The 24583-nt window shown below is 59.2% G+C and carries 21 protein-coding genes and 1 other RNA gene; 8 read left to right on the forward strand and 14 right to left on the reverse strand.

The genetic code is table 11. The annotated features are described in order from the left end of the window. Positions 1–5: 5 nt before the first annotated feature. The gene (gene ppsA, locus I6L44_RS08155; protein WP_216953953.1) at positions 6–2378 is read right to left on the reverse strand and encodes a phosphoenolpyruvate synthase; all 2373 of its coding nucleotides are present in this window, start codon (positions 2376–2378) and stop codon (positions 6–8) included. 347 nt (positions 2379–2725) lie between these two features. On the opposite strand from ppsA, the gene I6L44_RS08160 reads away from it, so the two are divergent. Beyond that, entirely contained in the window at positions 2726–3538 is an 813-nt protein-coding gene (locus I6L44_RS08160; protein ID WP_005344832.1) for a pyruvate, water dikinase regulatory protein, read from the forward strand. A gap of 239 nt (positions 3539–3777) precedes the next feature. Here I6L44_RS08160 and I6L44_RS08165 read toward each other — a convergent pair whose 3' ends face one another. Beyond that, on the reverse strand, positions 3778–4074 hold the full coding sequence (locus I6L44_RS08165) for a hypothetical protein (protein WP_254204275.1): 297 nt from the start codon (positions 4072–4074) through the stop codon (positions 3778–3780). A 398-nt stretch (positions 4075–4472) separates the two neighbouring features. Here I6L44_RS08165 and I6L44_RS08170 point away from each other — a divergent pair, with 398 nt between their 5' ends. Then, complete coding sequence (locus I6L44_RS08170; protein WP_005352966.1) at positions 4473–5855, forward strand: amino acid permease; 1383 nt, start codon at positions 4473–4475, stop codon at positions 5853–5855. A 100-nt stretch (positions 5856–5955) separates the two neighbouring features. Here the strand turns inward: I6L44_RS08170 and I6L44_RS08175 are convergent, their stop codons facing one another. Further along, a complete protein-coding gene (locus I6L44_RS08175; protein ID WP_042053131.1) occupies positions 5956–6282 on the reverse strand; it encodes a helix-turn-helix transcriptional regulator in 327 nt (108 codons plus the stop codon). A gap of 106 nt (positions 6283–6388) precedes the next feature. On the opposite strand from I6L44_RS08175, the gene I6L44_RS08180 reads away from it, so the two are divergent. Further along, positions 6389–7459: a permease gene (locus I6L44_RS08180; RefSeq protein WP_216953955.1), complete on the forward strand. Its 1071-nt coding sequence runs from the start codon at positions 6389–6391 to the stop codon at positions 7457–7459. Between the two features lie 126 nt (positions 7460–7585). Here the strand turns inward: I6L44_RS08180 and I6L44_RS08185 are convergent, their stop codons facing one another. Next, positions 7586–7750: a hypothetical protein gene (locus tag I6L44_RS08185; protein ID WP_204381166.1), complete on the reverse strand. Its 165-nt coding sequence runs from the start codon at positions 7748–7750 to the stop codon at positions 7586–7588. A 291-nt stretch (positions 7751–8041) separates the two neighbouring features. Continuing rightward, positions 8042–8284, reverse strand: a complete 243-nt coding sequence (locus tag I6L44_RS08190; RefSeq protein WP_216953957.1) for an HAD family hydrolase — start codon at positions 8282–8284, stop codon at positions 8042–8044. Positions 8285–8488: 204 nt separating this feature from the next. On the opposite strand from I6L44_RS08190, the gene I6L44_RS08195 reads away from it, so the two are divergent. After that, the gene (locus tag I6L44_RS08195; RefSeq protein WP_216953960.1) at positions 8489–10042 is read left to right on the forward strand and encodes a PAS domain-containing methyl-accepting chemotaxis protein; all 1554 of its coding nucleotides are present in this window, start codon (positions 8489–8491) and stop codon (positions 10040–10042) included. A gap of 91 nt (positions 10043–10133) precedes the next feature. Here the strand turns inward: I6L44_RS08195 and gcvP are convergent, their stop codons facing one another. The 6 genes from gcvP to I6L44_RS08225 form a co-directional block, all read right to left on the reverse strand. Further along, positions 10134–13010 carry an aminomethyl-transferring glycine dehydrogenase gene (gene gcvP / locus I6L44_RS08200; protein ID WP_216953961.1) on the reverse strand — a complete coding sequence of 959 codons (2877 nt, stop codon included), beginning with the start codon at positions 13008–13010 and terminating at the stop codon, positions 10134–10136. Positions 13011–13310: 300 nt separating this feature from the next. Further along, positions 13311–13700, reverse strand: coding sequence for a glycine cleavage system protein GcvH (gene gcvH, locus I6L44_RS08205; RefSeq protein ID WP_005333898.1), 390 nt, complete (start codon positions 13698–13700; stop codon positions 13311–13313). 84 nt (positions 13701–13784) lie between these two features. Continuing rightward, the gene (gene gcvT, locus I6L44_RS08210; RefSeq protein WP_216953963.1) at positions 13785–14882 is read right to left on the reverse strand and encodes a glycine cleavage system aminomethyltransferase GcvT; all 1098 of its coding nucleotides are present in this window, start codon (positions 14880–14882) and stop codon (positions 13785–13787) included. A 416-nt stretch (positions 14883–15298) separates the two neighbouring features. Then, positions 15299–16567 (reverse strand): FAD-dependent 2-octaprenylphenol hydroxylase, encoded by a 1269-nt coding sequence (locus I6L44_RS08215; RefSeq protein WP_216954391.1) that lies wholly within the window; start codon positions 16565–16567, stop codon positions 15299–15301. Positions 16568–16703: 136 nt separating this feature from the next. After that, positions 16704–17927, reverse strand: a complete 1224-nt coding sequence (ubiH, locus tag I6L44_RS08220) for a 2-octaprenyl-6-methoxyphenyl hydroxylase (protein ID WP_216953965.1) — start codon at positions 17925–17927, stop codon at positions 16704–16706. Between the two features lie 178 nt (positions 17928–18105). Beyond that, the gene (locus I6L44_RS08225) at positions 18106–18675 is read right to left on the reverse strand and encodes a UPF0149 family protein (protein ID WP_005333908.1); all 570 of its coding nucleotides are present in this window, start codon (positions 18673–18675) and stop codon (positions 18106–18108) included. A gap of 173 nt (positions 18676–18848) precedes the next feature. Between I6L44_RS08225 and zapA the strand changes: the two genes are divergently transcribed. Both zapA and ssrS read left to right on the forward strand, forming a co-directional pair. Continuing rightward, positions 18849–19181 (forward strand): cell division protein ZapA, encoded by a 333-nt coding sequence (gene zapA, locus I6L44_RS08230; protein ID WP_005333910.1) that lies wholly within the window; start codon positions 18849–18851, stop codon positions 19179–19181. Positions 19182–19197: 16 nt separating this feature from the next. Then, positions 19198–19379, forward strand: a non-coding RNA gene (gene ssrS / locus I6L44_RS08235) — 6S RNA. Between the two features lie 195 nt (positions 19380–19574). On the opposite strand, the gene emrD is transcribed toward ssrS, so the two are convergent. The 3 genes from emrD to I6L44_RS08250 form a co-directional block, all read right to left on the reverse strand. Further along, complete coding sequence (emrD, locus tag I6L44_RS08240; RefSeq protein WP_005333920.1) at positions 19575–20771, reverse strand: multidrug efflux MFS transporter EmrD; 1197 nt, start codon at positions 20769–20771, stop codon at positions 19575–19577. Positions 20772–21033: 262 nt separating this feature from the next. Next, positions 21034–21696, reverse strand: a complete 663-nt coding sequence (locus tag I6L44_RS08245) for a glutathione S-transferase family protein (protein ID WP_118853671.1) — start codon at positions 21694–21696, stop codon at positions 21034–21036. A gap of 168 nt (positions 21697–21864) precedes the next feature. Further along, complete coding sequence (locus I6L44_RS08250; RefSeq protein WP_005352991.1) at positions 21865–22320, reverse strand: hypothetical protein; 456 nt, start codon at positions 22318–22320, stop codon at positions 21865–21867. Positions 22321–22519: 199 nt separating this feature from the next. On the opposite strand from I6L44_RS08250, the gene suhB reads away from it, so the two are divergent. Further along, positions 22520–23323 carry an inositol-1-monophosphatase gene (gene suhB, locus I6L44_RS08255; protein WP_005352992.1) on the forward strand — a complete coding sequence of 268 codons (804 nt, stop codon included), beginning with the start codon at positions 22520–22522 and terminating at the stop codon, positions 23321–23323. 323 nt (positions 23324–23646) lie between these two features. Then, positions 23647–24579 carry a ZIP family metal transporter gene (locus tag I6L44_RS08260; RefSeq protein WP_005361496.1) on the forward strand — a complete coding sequence of 311 codons (933 nt, stop codon included), beginning with the start codon at positions 23647–23649 and terminating at the stop codon, positions 24577–24579. The last annotated feature ends 4 nt before the right edge of the window (positions 24580–24583 follow it).

Below are 24583 nucleotides of genomic sequence, written 5' to 3' on the forward strand. Positions count from 1 at the left end.
GTGGCTTACTTGGCGCCATGCTGCTCCGCCAGATAGAGCCAGGTATCGACTACGGTATCGGGGTTGAGCGACACCGAGTCGATCCCCTGCTCCACCAGCCAGGCGGCAAAGTCCGGGTGATCGGATGGCCCCTGACCGCAGATCCCCACGTACTTGCCCGCCTTGCGCGCAGCCTGGATCGCCATCGCCAGCAGTGCCTTGACCGCCTCGTTGCGCTCGTCGAACAGGTGGGCAATCAGCCCCGAGTCCCGATCCAGCCCAAGGGTGAGCTGGGTCATGTCATTGGAGCCGATGGAGAAGCCGTCCACGTGCTCGAGGAACTTGTCTGCCAAGAGGGCATTGCTCGGGATCTCGCACATCATGATCACCTTGAGCCCCCGCTCGCCGCGGCGCAGACCGTTCTCGGCCAGGATGTCGATCACCTGCTCCGCCTCGCCCACGGTACGCACGAAGGGGATCATCACCTCGACGTTAGTCAACCCCATCACATCGCGCACCCGCTTGATCGCCTCGCACTCGAGGGCAAAGCAGGGTCGGAAGCTGTCGGCGATGTAGCGGGATGCGCCACGAAAACCGATCATCGGGTTCTCCTCGTGGGGTTCGTAGCCACGACCGCCCACCAGATTGGCGTACTCGTTGGACTTGAAGTCCGACATCCGCACGATCACCCGCTCCGGCCAGAATGCAGCGCCCAGAGTGGCGATCCCCTCGGTCAGTTTGGCGACGTAGAACTCCCGCGGGCTGTCGTAACCGGTGATCATCTTGCCGATGGTGGCCTGCAGCTCTGGGGTTTGCTGGTCAAACTCCAGCAAGGCCTTGGGGTGCACGCCGATCATCCGGTTGATGATGAATTCAAGGCGTGCCAGCCCTACGCCTGCATTAGGCAACTGGGCAAAGTCGAAAGCGCGGTCCGGGTTGCCGACGTTCATCATGATCTTGATGGGCAGGCGCGGCATATTGCCCACCTCGGTCACCGCCACGTCGAAGTCCAGCTCGCCGTCATAGATAAAACCGGTATCCCCTTCCGCGCAGGAGACGGTGATCCGCTGGCCCGGCTGAATATGATCGGTAGCGTTGCCACAGCCCACCACTGCCGGAATGCCCAGCTCGCGGGCGATAATGGCGGCGTGACAGGTGCGGCCACCCCGGTTGGTGACGATGGCGGAGGCCCGCTTCATGATGGGCTCCCAGTCCGGGTCGGTCATGTCGGTGACCAGCACATCGCCGGGTTGCACTTCGTCCATCTGGCTGATGGAGGAGATGACCCGCGCCGGGCCCGCGCCAATCTTGTGACCGATAGCACGCCCCTCGATCAACACCTTGCCCGCTTGCTTGAGGGCAAAACGCTCGAGGGTGTTGGCCTCCTGACGGCTGCGCACGGTTTCCGGGCGGGCCTGCACTATGTAGAGCTGGCCATCCTGACCATCCTTGGCCCACTCGATATCCATCGGGCGGCCATAGTGCTGCTCAATGATGAGGGCCTGTTTCGCCAGCGCCATCACCTCCTCATCGCTGATGCAGAAGCGGCTACGCTCGGCCTCGTTGGTGTCGACAATCTTCACCTGACGGCCGTGACCAGCATCGTCCGAGTAGGTCATCTTGATAAGCTTGGAGCCGAGGGTCTTGCGCACCACCGCCGGGCGCCTCCCCTTGAGGGTCGGCTTGTGCACATAGAACTCGTCCGGGTTGACCGCGCCCTGCACCACCATCTCGCCAAGACCATGGGCGCCGGTGATAAAGACCACGTCGTTGAAACCGGACTCGGTATCCAGGGTAAACATGACGCCGGAGGCGGCGAGATCGGAACGTACCATCCGCTGTACCCCGGCCGAGAGGGCAACGCCCTTGTGGTCGTAGCCCTGATGCACCCGATAGGAGATGGCGCGATCGTTGAACAGAGAAGCAAACACATGCTTGACCGCCGTCATGACGGCATCGATGCCACGTACGTTGAGGAAGGTCTCCTGCTGACCGGCAAAGGAGGCGTCCGGCATATCCTCGGCGGTGGCGGAGGAGCGCACCGCAAACGAGGCCTCGACACCGGCACTCAACTTTTCATAGGCAACCCGGATAGCCTGCTCCAGCTCGGGCTGGAACGGGGCGTCTATCACCCAGTCGCGGATCTGCTGACCGGCCCGGTTGAGGGCGGCGATATCGTCCACGTCGAGATTGTCGAGCAGATGGTGGATCTTGCCGTTGAGGCCGCTTGACTCCAGAAACTCGTTAAACGCAAAGGCGGTGGTGGCAAAGCCCCCCGGCACGGATACGCCGGCGCCAGAGAGGTTGCTGATCATCTCGCCAAGGGATGCGTTCTTGCCGCCAACTCGTTCTACGTCCTGCATTCCGAGTTGTTCGTACCAGAGCACGTACTGTTGCACTTGGATGTCTCCAGGTTGGTGGGCACCGATGCCATAGCACCTCGTGCGCCCGATTTAATCGATGAGGTTATGGGTAAGTCAGGTGCGTTATTGTCTGTTTCTTTTGTTGCCAACGATCATGAAAACGTTTTCTATTGGTTTTCAAAAAAATCCCCGAGCAAGCGTTGGGGATGGTCGAATGACCGGAACATTCTACAATGGCGACACAAAAAGATAACGATTCAGGTTTGCAAGCCACTTCACAACTTGGGCACAGCAGACCGGTTGACAAAACTGGTATGGTTTCGGGAGATACTTCTCACCCCTTACCCCATGCGACCCCACCCGCGGTATCACAGGAGCCCTACGTGCACACCGTATTTTATGTTTCAGACGGCACCGCCATCACCGCCGAAGTGTTCGGCCACGCGGTACTGAGCCAGTTTCCGCTGGCCTTCGAGCAGATCACTATCCCCTTTGTGGAGACACTGGAGAAAGCCCGTCAGGTACGGATGCGGATCGACGAGCAGTTTCGCCAGACTGGGGTACGCCCCATTCTGTTTCACACCATCGTCGACCCGCTGGTACGGGAAGAGGTATTGAAATCGGAAGCGTGCGGCCACGACTTTCTCAATACCTTCGTCAGCCCGCTGGAGCAGGAGCTGGGGGTAAAAGCCGAGCCCCGCCTCCACCGCACCCACGGTATGGAGAATCGCAAGCTCTATGACGATCGCATCGAGGCGGTCAACTTTGCGCTGGCCAACGACGATGGCATCACCACCAAAGAGTACGATGAGGCGGACATCATCCTGATCGGGGTCTCCCGCTGCGGCAAGACCCCCACCAGCCTCTATCTGGCGCTGCAGTTCGGCATTCGTGCCGCCAACTACCCCTTTATCGAGCAGGACATGGGGATGCTGGAGCTGCCCGCCCCCCTCAAGGCCAACCGTCACAAGCTGTTTGGCCTCACCATAGCGCCGCAGCGGCTGCACGAGATCCGTAACCAGCGCCGCGCTAACAGCCGCTACTCCTCCATCGAACAGTGCGAGCAAGAGCTGGCCTGCGTGGAAAGGCTGTTTCGCCAGGAGGCGATACGCTTCCTGGATACCAGCTCCCACTCGGTGGAGGAGATCAGCGCCAAGGTTCTCGAGGCGACCGGTCTGCGCCGCCAGCTCTGTTAATCCAGCTTGACAGATATCGGCATCAACAAAAGATAAAAGTTATAGTGTCTCGGCGAAAGTCAGCTGTTGCTAACTGCAATTCACATAGATGACAGTGAAAAGCATGGATAAAAAAGGGATAAGCACCACAAATGCTTATCCCTCTTCTTGTCGACCTTGCCGTTGTGCCCTTGTCACCCGCTGCCAGTTAGCTGCTATTCGATTCCGTTCTGCTGCGCTCGGCAAACAGCCAGCGTTAACTAACGATTGAGCTCAGGGTTGTTCATCAACCGGGCATAGAAGGCCAGCAAACCGTGGCGCAGGCGAACCCGCTCCGCCAGCCAGCCGCCAACGAGCGCCCCCGTTACCCCACCAACCAGCAACAGCGGCTGCCAGTAGTGCAGCAACTCCTGATCACCGAGTAACAGCCAACCCAGCAGCATGGTGGCGACCACCAGCAACAGCAGCGGACTGGCAGCTATCGCCAGCCAGAGCGTCACCAGCACTCCCCGGGCAACCCCTTGTTGCAGCACGCTTTCGCGTTCCCTGTGCTCCAACTCCCTGCACTCTTCCTTGCATTCTTCCCTGCACTCTCGCTTGTTTGGCATCATTTGCATCCATTTGTGGCTTGGTACCACCAAAGCACACCAACAAGACAAAATGTCAATAAAACAGAATTCGATTGCACAAATATCAACCAAAAACTACCAAGAAGCCTCTTCAGATCATGAAAAAGCTGCCTTTGGTACAAAACACGGCCATTAGAGATGGAAAACAGGTGCATTCATGGCGGATTATCACTATTCTGCTTCGGTTGCCAGCCAACACTAAAAATTGAAAATGGCATGGCGTAACGAAATAAATACAGCTTTCGTCAGGTTTTGGCTACGCACTGCGGCCTGCTCAGGATGAGCCCAACACCGACCAGAGACAACAGAGACGTAAGGACAGACCCATGGATTTGAAACAAGACGGTGAGGAGCTGAAGCGCGGCCTTAAAAACCGCCACATTCAGTTGATTGCTTTGGGCGGCGCCATCGGCACCGGCCTCTTTCTGGGCATTGCCCAAACCATCAAGATGGCAGGCCCCTCAGTCCTGCTGGGGTATGCCATCGGCGGCTTTATCGCCTTCCTGATCATGCGCCAGCTCGGTGAAATGGTGGTGGAAGAGCCGGTAGCTGGCTCCTTCAGCCACTTTGCCTACAAATACTGGGGCGAGTTTGCCGGTTTTGCGTCCGGCTGGAACTACTGGGTGCTCTACGTGCTGGTGAGCATGGCCGAGCTGACCGCAGTGGGCATCTATGTCCAGTACTGGTGGCCCGAGATCCCGACCTGGATGTCGGCAGCCTTCTTCTTCGTGCTGATCAACGCCATCAACCTCTCCAACGTCAAAGCGTTTGGCGAAATGGAGTTCTGGTTCGCCATCATCAAGGTGGTCGCCATTATCGGCATGATTGGCTTTGGCGGCTATCTGCTCCTCTCCGGTGCCGGCGGCCCCGAGGCGAGCGTCACCAACCTGTGGGCTCAGGGCGGTTTCTTCCCCAACGGCATCAGCGGTCTGGTGATGGCGATGGCGGTGATCATGTTCTCCTTCGGCGGTCTGGAGCTGGTTGGCATTACCGCCGCCGAAGCGGACAACCCCGAGAAGAGCATTCCCAAGGCCACCAATCAGGTGATCTACCGCATCCTCATCTTCTACATCGGTGCTCTGGCTATCCTGATGTCCCTCTACCCCTGGGGTAAAGTGGTGGAAGGCGGCAGCCCGTTCGTGATGATTTTCCACGCTCTGGACAGCAATCTGGTCGCCACCGTACTCAACATCGTGGTGCTGACGGCCGCACTGTCGGTCTACAACAGCTGCGTCTACTGCAACAGCCGTATGCTGTTCGGTCTGGCCAAACAGGGCAACGGCCCGAAAGCCCTGCTCAAGACCAACAAGAGCGGCGTACCGCTGGTTGCCCTCTCGGTCTCGGCCATCGCCACCCTGCTCTGCGTGCTGATCAACTACCTGATGCCGGGCAAGGCGTTCGGTCTGCTGATGGCGCTGGTGGTCTCCGCACTGGTGATCAACTGGGCGATGATCAGCCTCGCGCACCTCAAGTTCCGCAAGGCCAAGGTCGCAGAAGGCGTCCAGCCCAAGTTCAAGGCGTTCTGGTATCCCTTCGGCAACTATCTCTGCCTCGCGTTCATGGCTGGCATTCTGGTGATCATGTATATGACCCCCGATTTCCGCATCTCGGTCGAACTGATCCCCGCCTGGCTGGTGGTACTGGGTATTGGCTTTGTCATCAAGCGCAAAGGACAAGCTCAAAGCAAGGTCGCAGCCAATCTGGGTTAATGCCCGAATCTAGCGACATCAATGCAAAACGCCGATCACATGATCGGCGTTTTTTTATTGCGCGCAGCGCAACTGACCGCACTACTAGCAGCCATAGCCCTCAGGAAGACAGCTCTTGCCTTTGATCTTGCCGATGCTCCGGGCTGTTGACGCAACATTCATCGCGGAAAAAGGCGATGATCTCCTCCAACACCGCGTATTGAGAGACGCAAAGCAGGGTGCGACTCTCCCGGTTTTGCTTCACCAGCCCCACCGAGACCAGCGCCGCAATATGGTGGCTGAGGGTGGAAGCGGGGATCGCCAGCTGCTTTTGCAGCTCCCCCACCGGCAGCCCCTGCTCTCCCGCCTTGACCAGATGCTTGAAGATAAACAGCCGGGTCGGATGACCCAGCTCTTTCAATGCCTTGGCGACCTCTTCCAGTTGCATCTCTGCGCCCTCCACGAATTTGATATTTCGATAATACCAGAAATATCTTGACCGGCCATTCATTTCGATTATTTTGGAAATATAGAAACCAAGTGAGGATACGACAATGAATGAGTGGTTAACCATGCTGACCGATGCAGCCCAGATGTTCCTGTTTCTGGCTGTCGAGCTGTCGGTGCTGTTTCTGGTCATTAGCGCCGGGGTCAGTCTGATCCGTCAGAAGATCCCCGACGAGAAGATCCAGCGGATGCTGGGGGCGCGCCATGGCAAGGGCTATCTGCTCTCAGCCCTGCTCGGCGCCGTCACCCCCTTTTGCAGCTGCTCCACCATCCCGATGCTGAGAGGATTACTCTCGGCCAAGGCTGGCTTTGGCCCCACCCTCACCTTCCTGTTTGTCTCGCCACTGCTGAACCCCATCATCGTCGGTTTGATGTGGGCCACCTTCGGCTGGAAAGTGACCCTGCTCTACGCCGTGATCGCCGCCAGCGTCTCCGTCATGGCGAGCATGCTGCTCGACAGATTTGGGTTCGAGCGCCATGTCATCGACCCCAAAGAGGCCACCCCCTCTTGCGGTAGCGGCTGTGGCCCGGCGACCCGCGCCACCACTCAAGCACATTGCAGTGACAACCAACGCAGCGCCATTCGTGCAATCAAACCCCTCAACGGGGCAGCGTGCAGCCCGGCACCGCAACCAGAGATGGCAGAACAGGCCACCCTCTCCTGCTGCGGCGATGGCACGGCAACCCTGACTCGTGCGCCACAGCTCCCCACCGCCTGGGTCAAAGCTCGCCTCGATGCCTGGCAGCAGTTCAAAGCGGTATTGCCCTTCCTGCTGCTGGGGGTGCTCATCGGCTCGTTTATTTACGGTTTTATTCCGGCCGAGTGGATCGCCGCCCATGCTGGTGCCGACAACCCGCTGGCCATCCCCTTCAGCGCCATCGTCGGGATCCCGCTCTACATCCGTGCCGAGGCCGTGATCCCGCTGGCGTCGGTACTACTGGGCAAAGGGATGGGAATGGGCGCAGTCATGGCGCTGATCATCGGCAGTGCCGGTGCCAGTCTGACCGAGGTGATCCTGCTCAAATCGATGTTCAGAACTCCGATGATTGCGGCCTTCCTTACCGTGATCCTCGGCATGGCGATCCTGATGGGCTACCTGATGCAACTGCTGTTTTAAGTCGCCCATCATTAAACAGACAGGGTGTTAAGCCAGCTGAGTGTGAAACCATCAGGCTTCCCATAGACAAAACGCCGATCAACTGATCGGCGTTTGTCTATTCCGTACGGCAATCTGCAACCGGCGTTACAGATATTGCCCGACGATGGGGAGCAGATCCTCGACGTCACGGGCGATATGGTCGGGTTGGTGTTCCCAGCGCTCCGGGGTCGCGCGGCTATAGGCGACAGCAACCGAGATCACACGGCTCTGCTCGCCAAGCGCCCCTTGCAAATGACGGGCAAACTGCACATCCGCTTCATGATCACCGATATAGATGAGCGACGGACACCTGGCTGGGCCGAAGATAGACTCCAGACATTTGAGGCCGCCGAAAGGGTGTTTTTTGCTACTGTGCGGGCACGTCATCGTAGCCAGCCACGGCCTTGAACTGGCTGTTCACACCATGCAGTTCAAGCACCCGGAGAAGGGTTTTTAGGCGTTTTTCGAACAAATGCCATGGGAAATGGCAGAGAAATGGTCAATCACCACCTCCAGCTCCTAAAAAATGCACCTAAGTCCCTGTCTCTCCTGATGTTTGGCTCACAGACTGCCAGCCTGCACCATCTCGTCCCGCGACAAACCGTAGTAATCCCTATAGAGATCCTGCCAGTTCTTGGCGGCGTGATTGGCATGGTGATACTCCGCTTCGCTGCGCAGATAACGAGGTAACTGATCGCCGGTCAGATGGGGGGCGACTTCAGCCAGGATCTGCTTGGCGATATCGATATTCTGCGGCACCGAATTGACCAAGGTGCCGTCATAATTCCATAAAATCGCCCCCAACTTAATTGCCTTACCTGTATCGCTGCGTGGCTATAAGTCATGCGATGTTACTTGGCTTGCGTCCCCCGCCAAACCGTTGCGATGGAAGATGTGTAGATGCCCCTGCTAGGCGCAGAACAGTTAATGAGCAACAACACAATAAAATGAGCAGCCTCTGCCATACTCAGACGATGCATTCCGTTATGGTAAAACCGGAGCCTGATCATGGTAACCAACACACCTCACACTACAGATACCGAAGTTGAATTTACCGACAACGTCCAGTTGGTATCGACCACCGATCTCAAAGGGGACATCACCTACGCCAATCCGGCGTTTTGTCAGGTGGCAGGCTATAGCCTTGAAGAGATGCTGGGACAACATCACAACCTGGTACGCCACCCAGACATGCCCAAGGCGGCATTCGCCGATCTCTGGGCCCATCTAAAAGCGGGCAAGCCGTGGCGGGGCATAGTCAAAAACCGCTGCAAGGATGGTAGCTATTACTGGGTTGATGCCTATGTCACCCCGATCTATGAAGATGGCAAGATGGTGGGTTACCAATCCGTTCGTTGCCGACCCTCCGCAGAGCACAAAGCGCGTGCCAACAAGATGTACAAAACCCTTAAGGCACGCGAAACCGGCTCCGCCATTCACATGGGGCAGCGCCTGCTCACTCCGGCCATCATGACCATACCCCTGCTGCTGCTCAGCGTGATCAGCGCGCTCTGGCTGCTCACACCACTGCAGGCGCTCTGGATCATCATTCCCCTATTGGCCACCCTCTGGTTCAACCGTAATGCGCTCTTCCTCACACCGCGATTCTTGCAACAGCTTGAGCAGGACTACGACAGCATCAGCCGCCTGATCTTCTCGGGGGATGCCCCCCACAGCATTGCCGATTTCCATATCAAGCTCTGGCAAGCCAGAATCCGTACCGTGCTGGGAAGAGTCGATGACACCACACTCTCGCTCAATGCCATGGCCAACAATTTGAGTGGTTCGGCCGCACTGGCCAGCAGGGATATCTCCTCACAGGATATGCAAATTCAGCAAGTCGCCACCGCAGTTACCCAGATGGCATCAGCTGCCGAAGAGATCAGCCGCAATATTCAGGACAGCAACCAGCAGATAGAAGAGGCGCGCAACCATTGCATCACCACCAGCAATCAGCTTTCCGATGCGGGAGAAGAGATGTCGGCACTGGCTACCCAGGCAGAGCAGGCCTTCCAGTCAGCCGTCGAGCTGGCAAGCGAGTCCGAACGGATCGGCAGCATCATGAGTGAAATTCGCGGGATTGCGGATCAAACCAACCTGCTGGCACTCAATGCCTCCATTGAAGCAGCGCGGGCGGGCGATCAGGGACGCGGCTTTGCAGTGGTGGCTGACGAGGTACGCAGCCTGTCGACCAGAACCCATAGAGCAACAGAGCAGATCCAGAGCAGCATTGGTCATATCCAGCAAACCCTCGGGGGATGGAAAGAGATGATGCATCTCAATGTGACCAGAACCAATGATTGCCTCGCAACCACTCGGGCAAGCACCGGCAACCTGAATCAGGTCGTGATCGAAATAGACAAGGTCTCTGATTTTTCCAATCAAGTTTCCGCTGCAGCGACCCAGCAGCAAGCGGTGATCGAGGAGATCTGTCGTAATATCAATCAGATATCCTCACTTTCTCACGATAACAGCCTCAAAATCGATCAGGTCAGTAAAACCAGTGCCAACTTGCAGAGCAAAGCGAGCCAGCTCAAGGACCTAAGCCGGACATTCGGATAGCAGCATGCAGATAAAGTCCATGTAAACGAAGGGCCACCCGTCTGGGTGGCCCTGTTGTTTATACGGCTTAACTGTTGCTCCTGGACGCTACTTACTTGGCGTAATCCTCGGTCGGAATGCAGGAGCAGAACAGGTTGCGATCGCCGTAGACGTCGTCGATGCGGTTCACAGAGGGCCACAGTTTGGCGGCGCGCACAGCGTCGGACGGGAAGACCGCCTCGGCGCGGCTGTAGCCACGGGACCACTCTGCATCCATAACGTCATCCTGGGTGTGCGGCGCATGGACCAGCGGGTTGTCGGTCAGGCTCCACTGCCCCTCCTGCACCTTGGCAATCTCGGCGCGGATGGACGTCATCGCCTCGACGAAGCGATCCAGTTCGCGCTTGGATTCCGACTCGGTCGGCTCGACCATCAGGGTGCCCGCCACCGGGAAGCTCATGGTCGGTGCGTGGAAGCCGTAGTCCATCAGCCGCTTGGCCACATCCATCTCGCTGATGCCTGAGGCTTCTTTAAGCGGGCGGATATCAAGAATGCACTCGTGGGCCACCCGACCGTTTCGGCCGGAATAGAGCACCGGGAAGGATTCACCCAGCTTCTTGGCCAGATAGTTGGCGTTGAGGATGGCGACCTGAGTGGATCTCTTTAGTCCTTCGTCACCCAGCATGGCGATATACATCCAGCTGATGGGCAGGATGCTGGCCGAACCGAACGGTGCAGCCGACACGGCGCCGTTATCACGGCTCTCCTTGTCGGTCTTGACCACGGCGTGACCGGCCACGAACGGTGCCAGATGCTTCTTCACGCCGATGGGGCCCATGCCCGGGCCGCCACCACCGTGAGGAATGGCGAAGGTCTTGTGCAGGTTGAGGTGAGAGACGTCCGCGCCGATAAAGCCCGGCGCCGTCAACCCGACTTGCGCATTCATGTTGGCGCCGTCCAGATAGACCTGACCACCGTGCTGGTGAACGATGTCGCACACCTCCTTGATGGTCTCCTCATACACCCCGTGGGTAGAGGGGTAGGTCACCATCAGACAGGAGAGTTGATCCCCCGCCTCGGCGGCCTTGGCGCGCAAGTCGTCGAGATCCACGTTGCCGGACTTGTCACAGGCAGTGACGATCACCTTGAGCCCCGCCATCTGGGCAGAGGCCGGGTTGGTGCCGTGGGCAGAAGCCGGAATGAGGCAGATGTCGCGATGCCCCTCGCCGCGGGATTCATGGTACTTCTTGATGGCCAAGAGACCAGCGTACTCGCCCTGAGCACCTGAGTTGGGCTGCATGCAAACCGCATCGTAACCGGTCACCTTCACCAGCCAGTTTTCGAGGTCGGCCAGCAGCAGTTGGTAGCCCTTGGCCTGCGCCAGCGGAGCGAACGGGTGCAACTTGCCGAACTCGGGCCAGGTCACCGGGATCATCTCGGCGGTGGCGTTGAGCTTCATGGTGCAGGAGCCGAGCGAAATCATGGCGTAGTTGAGGGCCAGGTCTTTCGCTTCGAGACGGTGGATATAACGCAGCATCTCGGTTTCGGAGTGGTACTTGTTGAACACCTCGTGGGTCAGCACGGCATCGGTGCGCAGCAGATCCTGCGGGATAGAGTGATGGGCCTGAGCCGCCTTGTCGAGAGCCTCGATATCGAGCCCATGACCTTGACCGAGGAAGAGATCGAACAGCTCGGCCACATCAGCGCGGGTGGTAGTTTCAGAGAGTGACACCCCTACCGCGCCATCTAGGTCTGCACGAAGGTTGATGCCGAGCCCCTCGGCCTTGGCGATCAGCGCGGCCTTGTCAGAAGTCTGCACGGTCAGGGTATCGAACCAGCTGGCATGCTTGAGGACCCCCCCCTTGGCCTTGAGGCCAAGCGCCAGAATGGTGGTGAGGCGGTGCACGCGGGAGGCGATGGTTTTCAGCCCCACCGGACCGTGGTAGACGGCGTAGAAGCTCGCCATGTTGGCCAGCAGCACCTGAGCGGTACAGATGTTGGAGTTGGCCTTCTCGCGGCGGATATGCTGCTCGCGGGTCTGCATCGCCATACGCAGGGCACTCTTGCCACGGGCATCCTTGGAGACACCAATGATACGGCCCGGCATGGAGCGCTTGTAGGCATCACGGGTGGCGAAGAAGGCGGCGTGGGGGCCACCGTAACCCATGGGCACACCAAAGCGCTGGGCGGAGCCCAACACAACATCGGCGCCCAGCTCGCCCGGGGACTTGAGCAGCAGCAGGGAGAGCAGGTCGGCGCTGACGCAGGCCAGCCCTTTCTGGGCCTGTACCGCGGCAATCAGGGCACGCAGATCTTTCACCTCACCTGTGGTGGTGGGGTACTGGAACAGGGCCCCGAACACCTCTTCGCTCACTGCATCGCTCGCAGCGCCAACCGCCACGTCGAAACCGAAGTGAACCGCGCGCTCCTTGACCACGTCGATCACCTGCGGGTGCACGTCATCGGCAACAAAGAAGAGGTTGGATTTGGACTTGGCCATCCGTTTGGCCAGCGCCATCGCCTCGGCGGCGGCGGTCGCTTCATCCAGCAGGGAGGCGCTTGCCAGATCCATGCCTGTGAGATCCAGCGTCAGCTGCTGGAAGTTGAGCAGGGCTTCGAGACGGCCCTGCGCCAGCTCGGGCTGGTAGGGGGTGTAGGCGGTATACCAGCCCGGGTTTTCCAGCACGTTGCGCAAAATGACGTGGGGCACATGGGTATCGTGATAACCCATGCCGATGTAGCTCTTGGCAATCTTGTTCTGAGCGGCATAGCCCCTGAGCTTGGCCAGCGCCTCCACTTCGGTCATGCCGGCACCGATCCCCAGCGGGCCCGGCAGGCGAATGGCGGCGGGCACGGTCTGTTCAATCAAATCGTCCAGGCTTTCGGCCCCGACGGTCGCCAGCAGCTGGCGCAGCTCTTCCTCACCCGGGCCAATATGGCGGCGGACAAAATCGGTTTTTTGCTCGAGTTCAAACAGTGACTGGGTCATTTCCCTATTTCCTGATAAATAAGTCCTGGCATGACATCCTGATAACCAAGACCTGATGTTCCTGATCGTCGGTTGATACCGACTCCACTCATGTTCTGGGTCCCGCAGACAGGGGTGCGGCACCGGATGCTGCGGCAGCATCAAGAGGGGATCGCCTTGTTGCGAACCGGCCTGTTTGCCCCCTAGGCTCCCAGGCTGGCAAACGGCAAGCGCGGGCGACTTCACCCTTCCACCGGCCGGTGCTTGCCCGGCTGGCGGTCATACAAAGGGGCCCTGCTGTGTTGGCAGGGCCCGGGGGCATTACTCTTCGTCCACCACGTTCTGGTAGCCTTCGGCATCCAGCAGGTTGGCCAGCTCGCTCTCGTCATCGAGCTTGATGCGGAACAGCCAGCCAGCGCTGTAAGGATCGGAGTTGACCAGCTCGGGGCTCCCTTCCAGCTCTTCGTTGACGGCGATGATCTCGCCGCTCACCGGGCTGTAGATGTCGGAGGCCGCCTTGACCGACTCGGCCACGGCGCAGTCATCACCGGCGCTCACCTGCTTGCCCACTTCCGGCAGCTCGACAAACACCATGTCACCCAGCAGCTCCTGGGCGTGCTCGGTGATACCGACCACAGCTTCGCCGTTGGCTTCAACACGGATCCACTCGTGGGAAGTGGCATATTTCAGTTCGCTCGGGATATGGCTCATTTGTGCTTCCTTTGATCTTTGAGTCGCGTTTAAAAACGAATATGAAAAGGGATGGGGGAGGCACTGCCCTCCCCCAAAACGGTATTAAACCAGCTTCTGGCCGTTACGGACGAAAGCGGGCTTGGTGACCTTCACGGTGACCAGCTTCTTGCGGATCTCCACCTCGGCCAATTCACCGATATCGCGGGGCACCCGCGCCAGGGCAATACTGTAGCCCAGGGTGGGGGAGAAAGAGCCGGAGGTGATCACACCTTCCCGCTTCTCACCGTTTGCCGCGGTGAAGGTAACGGGCATACCGGCACGCAGCACCCCTTTCTCTTCCATCACCAGACCCACCAGCTTGGGCTGATTGCCCGCCACTTTCTGGGCTTCCAGCACGTCGCGGCCGATAAAGTTGCGATCGCTCGGCTCCCAGGCGATGGTCCAGGCCATGTTGGCGGCGAGCGGAGAGATTGACTCGTCCATATCCTGACCGTAGAGGTTCATCCCCGCCTCGAGGCGCAGGGTATCGCGGGCACCGAGGCCGCAGGGGGCCACGCCGTTATCCAGCAGCGCTTGCCACAGCTCGCAGGCTTTCTCTTGCGGCACCACGATTTCATAACCATCTTCGCCGGTGTAGCCGGTAGTGGCGATAAAGAGATCGCCAGCCTGCACGCCGAAGAAGGGTTTCATCCCCACCACGGCGGTACGCTGGGCGGCGCTCAGCACAGCAGCAGCCTTGACCTTGGCGTTGGGGCCCTGCACCGCAATCATCGCAAGCTCCGGACGCTCGGTCACTGTGATATCGAAATCGATGGCGTGATGGCGGATCCAGGCCAGATCCTTCTCGCGGGTAGCGGAGTTGACCACCAGCCGGTAGAAGGTATCGGTGAGGTAATAGGTGATGAGGTCATCGATGACGCCGCCTTCCGGATTGAGCATGCCGCTGTAGAGGGCCTTGCCGGGGGCAGTGAGTTTGGCCACGTCGTTGGCCAGCAGGTGTTGCAGAAAGGCTTTGACCCGTTCGCCGGTCAAATCGACGATGGTCATGTGGGAGACATCGAACATACCGGCATCGCTGCGCACCGCGTGGTGCTCTTCCAGCTGGGAGCCGTAGTTGATGGGCATTTCCCAACCGTGGAAGTCCACCATCTTGGCGCCGGCTTCCAGGTGTTTGGGATGCAGTACAGTAGTCTGGATCATCGCATTCTTTCCTTAGCAAAAAGCCTTTTCGCTTTGGCGACCACCCTTGCGACCCGCGCCACCGCTCTGACTGCACTACGTACAGCAAAAAGCGACCGGATCCAAAAGTGTGTGCTCGCTCCTGCCCTTGCCAGGCAAGAGGGATTCCTTGAACGGAGCGGATTATATGACAAGCAGGCGAGCGTGCCGCTCAAAAAAAACTAATCCCCTCCCGTAAAACTGACTCCAGACACTAAGATAAATGCAGTGATAAAAACAGCCATAAGCCGACTCAGGCGAGATTAAATTTTGATTTTTACCGTTTCGTCACAATTTGCAGAAAAACGTTTCGCTCCAGAGCAAAATTAAAGGCTGACACCCAAAACGGGTCATCAGCCTTGTCGGATTACTTTTGTTGTCAAAAACGGCGAGTAATATTAGTTTTTTTCACCCTTGGCCTGCATGGCACAGCCCTTGGTCGCCGCAACGACCCAGTCAGGACGGGCCAATGCGGGCAACTCTCCCTCCAGCCCCATGGCGGCGCGGATCACCCCCTCCTTGAAGGGCGTCAGCAGATTGGCCGCGCGCAATCCCACGCCCCGCACCAGCTTCTTGAGCGGGTTGGCCCCGCTGAACAGCCGTTTGAGCCCTTCCATCGCAGCCAGCATGCGAGCCGCCTCGCTCTTGCGCCAGCGCTCGTAGCTGCGCAGGTTGGCGAGCAGGCCGATATCCTCGCCCGCGGCATGATTTTGCAAGATCTGCTCCGCCAGCGCGGCAGCATCCAGCAGGCCAAGGTTGACCCCCTGCCCCGCCAGCGGGTGGATGGTGTGGGCGGCATCTCCCACCAGCACCAGCCGCTCGCGGGCAAAGTCGCGGGCATAGCGGGCGGTAAGAGGAATCGCGCTGCGCGGCCCCTCCACCTTACACAGACCGAGCCGGGCGTCGAAGGCGGCAGTCAGCTGGCGGTTGAACTGCTCGTCATCGCAGGTGCAGAGCGCCTCGGCGCGGGCCGCAGGCAGCGACCAGACGATGGAACAGAGGTTCTCCTGCCACAGCGGCAAAAAGGCGAGCGGGCCATCCGGGGTGAAGATCTGGCGAGCAACAGCTTCATGGGGTTCGGCGCAGCGCACCGTCGCTACCAGCGCGTGGTGGCCATAATCCCAGCTGGTAAGCGGGATATCAGCCTGACGGCGCACCCAGGAGTGGGCGCCATCGGCAGCCACCACCAGCTTGGCCGAGATGGCCTGACCATCTTCAAGAAGCAGCAGGGCGCCCGCCGGGCCGCTCTGCAGGCTCTTGGCTCTGGCGGGGGTCAGCAACTGGATATTGCTGGCACCTTCAATTGCCTCAAGCAGCGCCAGCTGGATCACCCGATTCTCGACGATGTGGCCGAGGTTGGCCTGACGCAGGCTGGCGGCATCGAAGTCGATATGGCCAAAACTGTCCTGCTCCCACACCGCCATCTTGTCGTAGGCCTGCAGGCGGCGCGCTTCAATGCCGTCCCAGGCGCCGACATGGCGCAGGATCTGCTGGCTGGCCAGACTCAGGGCGCTGACCCGATTATCGGCCACCTCCCCCAGCTGCGGGTCGGGCAGTTGCCCCTCCACCACCAGTACCTTGAGGGCGCTATGTTTCAAGGCCGCAGCGAGCCCCAGCCCCACCATGCCGCCACCGACAATCACCACATCCACATTTTGCATCTGCATCATCTCATCCTTTCAGGGCTGACCGGCTGGCCAGCGAGAGGACGCCCGCAGGCATCACCTCTTTATTCAATAGGTTTTGATCAACGAATGGCGGTCACCATCTTCCGGTCAACAGGCTCCACTCAACAAGTGCTGGCTAGTTGCCGCACACATCGGCGACAAAGCCCAGGGTGCGCGAGGCAAGCGGCGCCTTGAGGCACGGGAATCGCCCCATCAGGGTGAGCGCCAGATTGCGCCCCGCCACCAGCGGGTCGTGACCATTGGAGAAGAGCTGGGCCAGCGAGGAGGTAAGCCAGACAGTCTGCGCCTGATCGCGCTGACGCTGCTGCCAGTAGCCGCTCAGCACCTTGAAGCTGCCGATATCCTCCCCCTCTGCCAACGCCTTGGCTATAGCGCCGGTAAGCAGGTCCAGATCCCGCATCCCGAGGTTGAAGCCCTGTCCGGCAATCGGGTGCAGGGCGTGGGCGGCATTACCGACCAGCACGGTGCGCTGGGCCAGCGGGTAGTCGCAGGCGGTCAGAATGAGCGGATAGACGTGACGCACGCCACATCGCTCGAAGCGGCCGAGCCGCCAGCCAAAGGCCTGCTGCAGACGGGCAAGAAACGCCACCTCATCGAGGGCCATCAGCTCATCCACCTCATGCTGCCCGACGCTCCATACCAGCGAGGAGAGCCCCTCCTGCATCGGCAGCAGGGCCAGCGGCCCCCCTTCGGTAAAACGCTCGAAGGCGCGTCCCTCAGGGTCTTGCGCCGTTTTGACCGTGGCGATGATGGCGTGTTGCTCAAAGTCGTGGCGGGTCACCGGCAACTTGAAGTGCTGACGCACAAAGGAGTTGCCGCCGTCTGCCGCCACCAGCAGGCGGGTCTCAATCTGTTCACCGCTCTCGAGGGTGAGGGTCACCTTCTCCTCATCGGGCGCAATCTCGCTCACCCGGGCCGGACAACAGACCCGGATATTGGGAGAGGCCGCCATCGCCCGTTGCAGCTCATGACCGGCAGCTGCAAGCTCGATCACCTGGCCCAGCGCGGGCAGGCCGTATTCGGCAGCCGACAGGCGAGCCTGACCGAAGTGGCCCCTATCCGAGACATGAATCTGGGTAATGGGGGAGCAATGGGGGGCAAACAGCGGCCAGAGTCCGCGTCGCAACAGCGCATCGCAGGTACCGGCCGAGAGCGCAATGGCGCGGGCGTCGAACCCTGAATGGGTGTGCTGTTCGGGGACGCTTGCCTCCAGCAGCAGGATCTCGAGGGGGGAGCCATCGGATCGAAACAGGGCTGCCAGCGAGAGGGCCAGCACGGCACCGCTCATTCCACCGCCGACCAGGGTGACATCGACCTGTCGCACATCAGATTGAGACATAAGCAGAGAGGAAGAAGTGAAAAAGGTGGCCTCATGCTATCACAAAGCCGCTGGCCGAATGCGAGGTCACCGGCAAAAAACCGGTTGCGCCTCACAGGGTTAGCCACCACAAGGGAATAAAAAAAGAGCGCCATCAGGCGCTCTTGCAGATTCAGTAAGGAGCGCGTTGACCCGCACCTCAATGAAGGGTCGGCGGCGCGCTCGGGGTATCGGGGCGCTTGCCAAACTCTTCGAAGGCCATCATGACCCCCAGTTTGACGTGTTCGTAGAGCACCAGGAAGGAGGCTTCGTTCTCGTCATCTTCCTGATCAAACTCGGCAGAGACCTGAGTGATGCTGGCGATATCCTGGATCATCTCCTGCAGCTCTTCCGACGCGCGGGAGAGCTCCTGCTGCACCACGCCGAAACCGGCCAGAAACGCCTGTGACCAGTCCACCAGCGAATCGATGCGCTCATCAAGGGGGGCATCATCACTTGGCAGCAGCAGCTCGACGCCTTTCTGGGCCATCAAGCTCTCGACCACATTGTGATAAAGATCGGTCATCACCTGGCGCACCGGGGCCGGCAGGCCAAAACCGTCGTTCACCAGATCGTTGAAATGGGGCAGCCAACTCTTGTCGTCCAGTGCCACACCGCCGCACACCAGACCGCAGATCACACCATGGGCCTCTACTGCGCTGGCCATCAGCTCGTGTTGTTCCATGATGTCGGCCACTGCCGCATATTTAAGGGGGTTCGTTTTGCTCATCGAGGATCCGCTCAAAGTTCAGTCAAATTTGCAGAATTAATGGTCAGGATCCTAGCATTCTCCCTCTTGCAGAGCCAGCAAGGCCTTGAAACTTATGCATCTGCGCTATATAGTCCCGCCCAGTTGTCCACGTGGATAAAGGCGGAAATCAGCTCCGCCGTATTGAGGAAGGCATGAGCACAGAGGCCGTAGAAATCGTCATTTTGGGACGTCCCTACAAGGTATCCTGTCCCTTGGGACAGCAGGATGCCCTGCGCCAGGCCGCCGAGCAGCTGACCGACAAGTTGATCGACCTGCGTCAACGCTCCAAAGTCTCCAGCAACGAGCAATTGGCTATCATGGCGGCGCTCAATTTCTGTCATGAGCTCTGCCTTGAAAAAGAGAAGAACCACCAATACTCTGAGACCATGGACAAGCGGATCAAGATGCTGCAGCGCACCATCGAAGCGGCCCTGATCGAGCACGGACAATATGGTGATTCCAGCGAAGAGGGGCAGCAGCCCTAATCGCAAACCGTTTTAAAATTCCCTGGGATGTTTGTCAGCCGGTTCAAGTCCCCGAGCCGATATTCATACCAAACAGGGGATCTGCCTTCTGGCTATTGCGCATGCTCGGCACGACCGAGAAGCCTGCGGTCAGATCCGATCCCCGCCTTGAACCGACGGTTCAAGGGCCCAAACCGGCAACGGCATCTCGGGGTACCAACAGCAAAAGCCCGTCACCAGCGTGACGGGCTTTTTCTTTGCCTGATGATCAACGAACTGTCCCGTCCTGAATATGGTTTACACCTTTCCCCCCCAATAAATGGAGAACCCGATGGGACAAGGTGTGAAGCGGACACAGCCATAACGACAAAGCCCGCCAAAAGGCGGGCTTTGTTTTGCAGCAGGCAAGCACGTTTAGATGGCCATCTGCTCGTGGGGGGAGCCGTGGTGGCGCAACCAGACAAAGCTCAGCGCCACGATCAGCACCATCAGGGTCATGATGGCCCCCAGGGTCACCTGTCCAGTCATCGGGAAACCGGCGGCCAGCAGAGTCACCACGCCCGCCCCCAGATTCTGCATCCCGCCGAGAATGGCCCCCGCGGTGCCGGCCTGACCCGGGAAGGGCTCGATGGCGCAGGAGGTGGCGGTCGGGTAGAGAATACCGCTACCGATGAAGTAGACAGCCGCACCACCAACCAGCGAGGCAGCACTCACCACCCCGAACAGCCCCGGCACCAGAATGATGAGGGAGCCTAGCGCCAGAAAGGCGATCCCCAGACGCATCAGCTTGCCCTGAGTCAAACGGAAGCTCAGCTTGGCAGAGAGCCAGGCCCCGAACAGATAGCCGGGCAGCGGCAGCACGAACAGCACGCTCACGGTACGAGCGCTCAGTTTCAGCACATCGCCCAGCAGCACACCGGCCGCAGCTTCAAATACCGCGAGTCCCGCAAAGGTCGCCATCAGGCAGAGCAGGTTGCCCTGAAACTTGGGGTTGCCCAGCACATGACGATAGGCAGCACCGACGCGCAGCGGCTGACGGGCAGCAGCAGGCAGCGTCTCACCAAACCAGGCCATGATCGCCAGAGTGGCTACGGCACCAAAACCGAACAGGAACCAGTAACCGGCACGCCAGTTGAACAGCTCGGTCAGCCATCCCCCCAGCACGGGCGCCAGCAGCGGGGAGAAGATCACCCCCATGCTGACCAGACTGTTGGCGCGGTTGAGCTCGGCGCCATTGTAGCGATCCCGCATCACTGTACGGCTCATGGCGCCACCGGCACCGGTGCCCAGTCCCTGAATAAAGCTGCCCACCAGCAAGGCGGCAAAATGGGGGATGACCTGAATGATCAGGGTGCCCACCAGAAACACCATCATGCCGACGATCAGCACCGGACGACGACCGATGCGATCCGACAACGGCCCGTAGACAAACTGGGAGAGGCCATAGGGGATCAGGTAACAGGCCATCACCGCCTGCAACTGGCCCGAGGCCACATTGAAGTCCCCCGCCATCATGGGAATGGAGGGAACATAAAGGGTCTGGGTCATCTGGCCCACAGCGACCATCAGAATGGTCAATAAAAACAACGGATAAAAACTGTGCCGATCCATATCAGTCCCAAAAAATCGAAAAAATGCTGCCGCCCCTCTGGCACAAAATGGCCCAGAGGAATCTGATCACAGAGGCTGTGATGCAATCAAAAACAGTGTTGGAAACAGTAGGCGGGGAGCCCGCCAAGCCACCGCACAGGACGCTTGGTGGTATGGGGGCATCATAGTGATTCAGCTCACAAAAAACGAACGAATCTTTATAATCGGCTTGCCTTAGTTTTTCTAATATTACGGGGCATTTCGCCCCGTCCGCAGTTAAAAATCAACGTGTTACCATCTGCTGCGCCTGCTTGATCAGCTCATCGGGCTGCTCCTTGCGCGGCGGTATGGTGATCCCCTTCTGGCAGGCAGGTTTCTCTGCCATGCGATCCATCCAGGCTTGCAGATGGGGTAACCCCTCGATGGAGATACCGCTCCAGTCATAAATCCGCACCCAGGGCCAAGTGGCGATATCGGCGATGCTGTACTCGTCCGCCAGATATTCTTGGTGGGCCAGATGGCTATCGAGCACCTCGAACAGGCGGCGCCCCTCCTTCTGGTAGCGTTCGATGGCGGCGGGGATCTTCTCGGGGAAGTAGCGGTAGAAGACGTTGGCCTGCCCCATCATGGGCCCTACCCCGCCCATCTGGAACATCAGCCACTGGATGGCCTGAGAGCGGCGTTTGGGATCTGCGGGCAGCAACTTGCCTGCTTTCTCCGCCAGATAGATGAGGATGGCCCCCGACTCGAATACGGCGAAATCGTCGTTATCCCGATCGACGATAGCCGGAATACGGCCATTTGGGTTGATGGCGAGAAACTCGGGCTTCTTCTGATCCAGCGCCGAAAGATCGAGAGGAATGACCCGATAGGGCAAACCCAGCTCTTCGAGGGCGATCGCCACTTTGAAACCATTGGGGGTCGCGGCGGTATAAAAGTCGATCATGATTCACTCCTTGTTAGTCATAGCCAGATTGCACGGTTGGAACAGGGTGCAACACCATAGCCGCCTCATCTTGCAACAAGTGACCGGCTCCAGACCATTAAAAAGCGGCGCACCGTAGGCCAAACAAGGCCACGGTGCGCCGCTGGTGCGCTCTGGCAATGGTAGATATTAGTTGATCACGGCGACCGGCTTGCGCTGGCGCAGCATGATCAGGCGGGAAAGCAGCGGGAAGTAGGACTCCAGCTTGCGCAACAGCACCCGGCTGCAGGCAGGCTCGGCCAGCTCCGACTCATCCAGCACGATGCCGTTTGAGACAAAATAGAAACGGGGGTCACGCACATCCGGCCCGCAGACCGTCAGCTCCTTGTCCCCCTTGCGGATCAGCAGCGGCAAGACCGGCAAACCGATCGTCTCATCCTCTCCCCGGGCAAATCCGGCATCCTGCCAGGGCGCATCGCCGTCGATCAGCAGGATCGCCGCCTCCGTCTTGGCCGGTTGCCACTGGGCAAGGGGGGTCACGGTGATGTGGGCAAAGTGATCACCATACTCGGGTGATGACCGCAAGATGGCCAACAGTCCCTCGCTGGCCGCAGACACGTTCTGACTCACTAATGACAAATTCATGGCTCATATCCCTATGCTCATGACAGCCTGTATCCGGCTGCTGGGATAAGACTAGCGCAGATCTGGTCTATATTGGAGCCGTCAGATCTGGCAGTCGCAATCAATTAGTCGTAGGGGGATAACAGTTGCCATCGCACAAAATACTGGTATCATACCGCGTCCTTTTATCCCCCGTTCTTTAACATCCAGTGGTGAACCTATGCATCCGATGCTGAATATCGCCGTGCGCGCTGCGCGCAACGCCGGTCAAGTTGTAGTAAAAGCCTTCTCCCAGCCCGAGAACATTGAGGCTATCCAAAAAGGCAGCAATGACTTCGTGACCAACGTTGACCGTGAAGCCGAAGCGGCCATCATTCACACCATCAAAAAATCTTACCCGGAGCACAGCATCGTTGCTGAAGAGTCTGGTGAGATTGCCGGTACCAATCCGGACTATCAATGGATCATTGACCCACTGGATGGCACGACCAACCTGGTCAAAGGCATTCCGCACTTTGCCGTCTCCATCGCCCTGCGTGTCAAGGGCAAGACTGAACAAGCCGTTGTTTACGATCCCATCCGTGACGAGCTGTTTACTGCTACCCGTGGTAGCGGCGCCCAGCTGAACGGCTACCGCATTCGTGTCGGCAAAGCCAAAGAGCTGGCTGGCACCGTGCTGGCGACCGGTTTCCCCTACAAGCAAAAGCACCACATCGAGTCCTACCTGAAGATGTTCCAGAGCATGTTCATCGAATGTGCCGACATCCGTCGCTCCGGCTCTGCCGCACTGGATCTGGCCTACGTGGCTGCCGGTCGCGTCGACGGTTTCTGGGAAATCGGCCTCAAGCCCTGGGACACCGCTGCCGGTGAACTGCTGGCCAAAGAAGCTGGCGCCATCGTCACCGACTTCGTAGGTGGTCACAACTACGAAAACTCCGGCAACATCGTGGTTGCCAACCCGCGTGTCCTGAAAGAGATGCTCGGCAAGATCCGTGAAGAGCTGCCGGAGTCCCTGGCGAAATAAGCCAGCCTTCGAGCAGACAGATAACAAAACCGGCGCAAGCCGGTTTTCTTGTATCTGTTATCCGAACACCAAGGCAGACATCTACATGCTGATTTAAAAGAGTTCGCGATGCATCCCCACTTGCCTCTCAACATCCACTTCAGCCATTTGCAGACAACCCCTCTTGCCCCCCGCCTTTGGCTACCGATAAGAGTTCCCATGTGGTTGCCTGGATAAACTCTTTCCAGATTTTCAGATAGCGGCAATCGCCCTGCAGACATGGACAAGGGGCGGCCGAATCGATGTAATGCCACCATCCACTTTGCACACCTTGAGGTCATGCCATGGACCATCTCTCAGCTCTTCCTCCGTTATCCTGGTCACAGCAACTGCGCAGCCAGATGCAAAGCCGCCCGCTCACTGCTCTCGGCCTCTTTATCGCGCTGGCTGCCGTCTTGTTGCTGCTGTTGCAGAGTCTCATCATGCTCGCTACCGGCGAGGTGACCAGCGGCGTGCGCTATGGCCTGATAGGTGGTGCCGCCGGGTTTGCCGCCACCGCCATCGGCGCCCTGCCCGCTCTGTTTCTACGCTCGGTACCGCAAAAAGTGGAGGACACCATGCTCGGCTTTGCCGCAGGCATGATGCTGGCGGCCAGCGCCTTCTCCCTGCTGCTGCCGGGGCTAGAGGCTGCCGAGGGGATCACCGGCAACGGCTTTAGCGCCGCCGCCGTGGTGGTTGTCGGCATGACCCTCGGGGTGCTGTTGATGCTGGGGCTGGATCAGTTCACCCCGCACGAGCATGACAAAACCGGCCCCTGCGGCCCCGGCCACGAGAGCTGCTCCCGGGTCTGGCTGTTCGTCTTTGCCATCGCCCTGCACAACCTGCCGGAGGGGATGGCCATCGGGGTGAGCTTCTCGCAGGGGGATATGTCGGTGGGGCTGCCGCTTACCACTGCCATCGCACTACAGGATATTCCGGAAGGATTGGCGGTGGCGCTGGCCATGTGCGCCGCCGGTTTTCGCCCCTCTGTCGCGGTGCTGGTTGCCATCGCCAGCGGCCTGCTCGAACCGGTTGGCGCCCTGCTCGGAGTGGGGCTCTCCAGTGGCCTTGCCATCGCCTACCCCATCGGACTTGGGCTCGCCGCCGGCGCCATGCTGTTTGTGGTCTCGCACGAGGTGATCCCGGAGACTCACCGCAACGGTCACCAGACCTATGCCACCCTCGGTCTGATGGCAGGCTTTGCCCTGATGATGACCCTCGATACTGCGCTCGGCTAAAGGC

This window comes from Aeromonas sp. FDAARGOS 1414, from assembly GCF_019047065.1.
GTDB lineage: Bacteria > Pseudomonadota > Gammaproteobacteria > Enterobacterales > Aeromonadaceae > Aeromonas > Aeromonas veronii_A.

Coding starts and splice junctions, on each gene's coding strand:
- I6L44_RS08170 (WP_005352966.1), top strand. CDS start 4,473: ATGGATTTGAAACAAGACGGTGAGGAGCTGAAGCGCGGCCTTAAAAAC.
- I6L44_RS08175 (WP_042053131.1), bottom strand. CDS start 6,282: ATGCAACTGGAAGAGGTCGCCAAGGCATTGAAAGAGCTGGGTCATCCG.
- I6L44_RS08180 (WP_216953955.1), top strand. CDS start 6,389: ATGAATGAGTGGTTAACCATGCTGACCGATGCAGCCCAGATGTTCCTG.
- I6L44_RS08195 (WP_216953960.1), top strand. CDS start 8,489: ATGGTAACCAACACACCTCACACTACAGATACCGAAGTTGAATTTACC.
- gcvP (WP_216953961.1), bottom strand. CDS start 13,010: ATGACCCAGTCACTGTTTGAACTCGAGCAAAAAACCGATTTTGTCCGC.
- gcvH (WP_005333898.1), bottom strand. CDS start 13,700: ATGAGCCATATCCCGAGCGAACTGAAATATGCCACTTCCCACGAGTGG.
- gcvT (WP_216953963.1), bottom strand. CDS start 14,882: ATGATCCAGACTACTGTACTGCATCCCAAACACCTGGAAGCCGGCGCC.
- I6L44_RS08215 (WP_216954391.1), bottom strand. CDS start 16,567: ATGCAGATGCAAAATGTGGATGTGGTGATTGTCGGTGGCGGCATGGTG.
- ubiH (WP_216953965.1), bottom strand. CDS start 17,927: ATGTCTCAATCTGATGTGCGACAGGTCGATGTCACCCTGGTCGGCGGT.
- I6L44_RS08225 (WP_005333908.1), bottom strand. CDS start 18,675: ATGAGCAAAACGAACCCCCTTAAATATGCGGCAGTGGCCGACATCATG.
- zapA (WP_005333910.1), top strand. CDS start 18,849: ATGAGCACAGAGGCCGTAGAAATCGTCATTTTGGGACGTCCCTACAAG.
- emrD (WP_005333920.1), bottom strand. CDS start 20,771: ATGGATCGGCACAGTTTTTATCCGTTGTTTTTATTGACCATTCTGATG.
- I6L44_RS08245 (WP_118853671.1), bottom strand. CDS start 21,696: ATGATCGACTTTTATACCGCCGCGACCCCCAATGGTTTCAAAGTGGCG.
- I6L44_RS08250 (WP_005352991.1), bottom strand. CDS start 22,320: ATGAATTTGTCATTAGTGAGTCAGAACGTGTCTGCGGCCAGCGAGGGA.
- suhB (WP_005352992.1), top strand. CDS start 22,520: ATGCATCCGATGCTGAATATCGCCGTGCGCGCTGCGCGCAACGCCGGT.
- I6L44_RS08260 (WP_005361496.1), top strand. CDS start 23,647: ATGGACCATCTCTCAGCTCTTCCTCCGTTATCCTGGTCACAGCAACTG.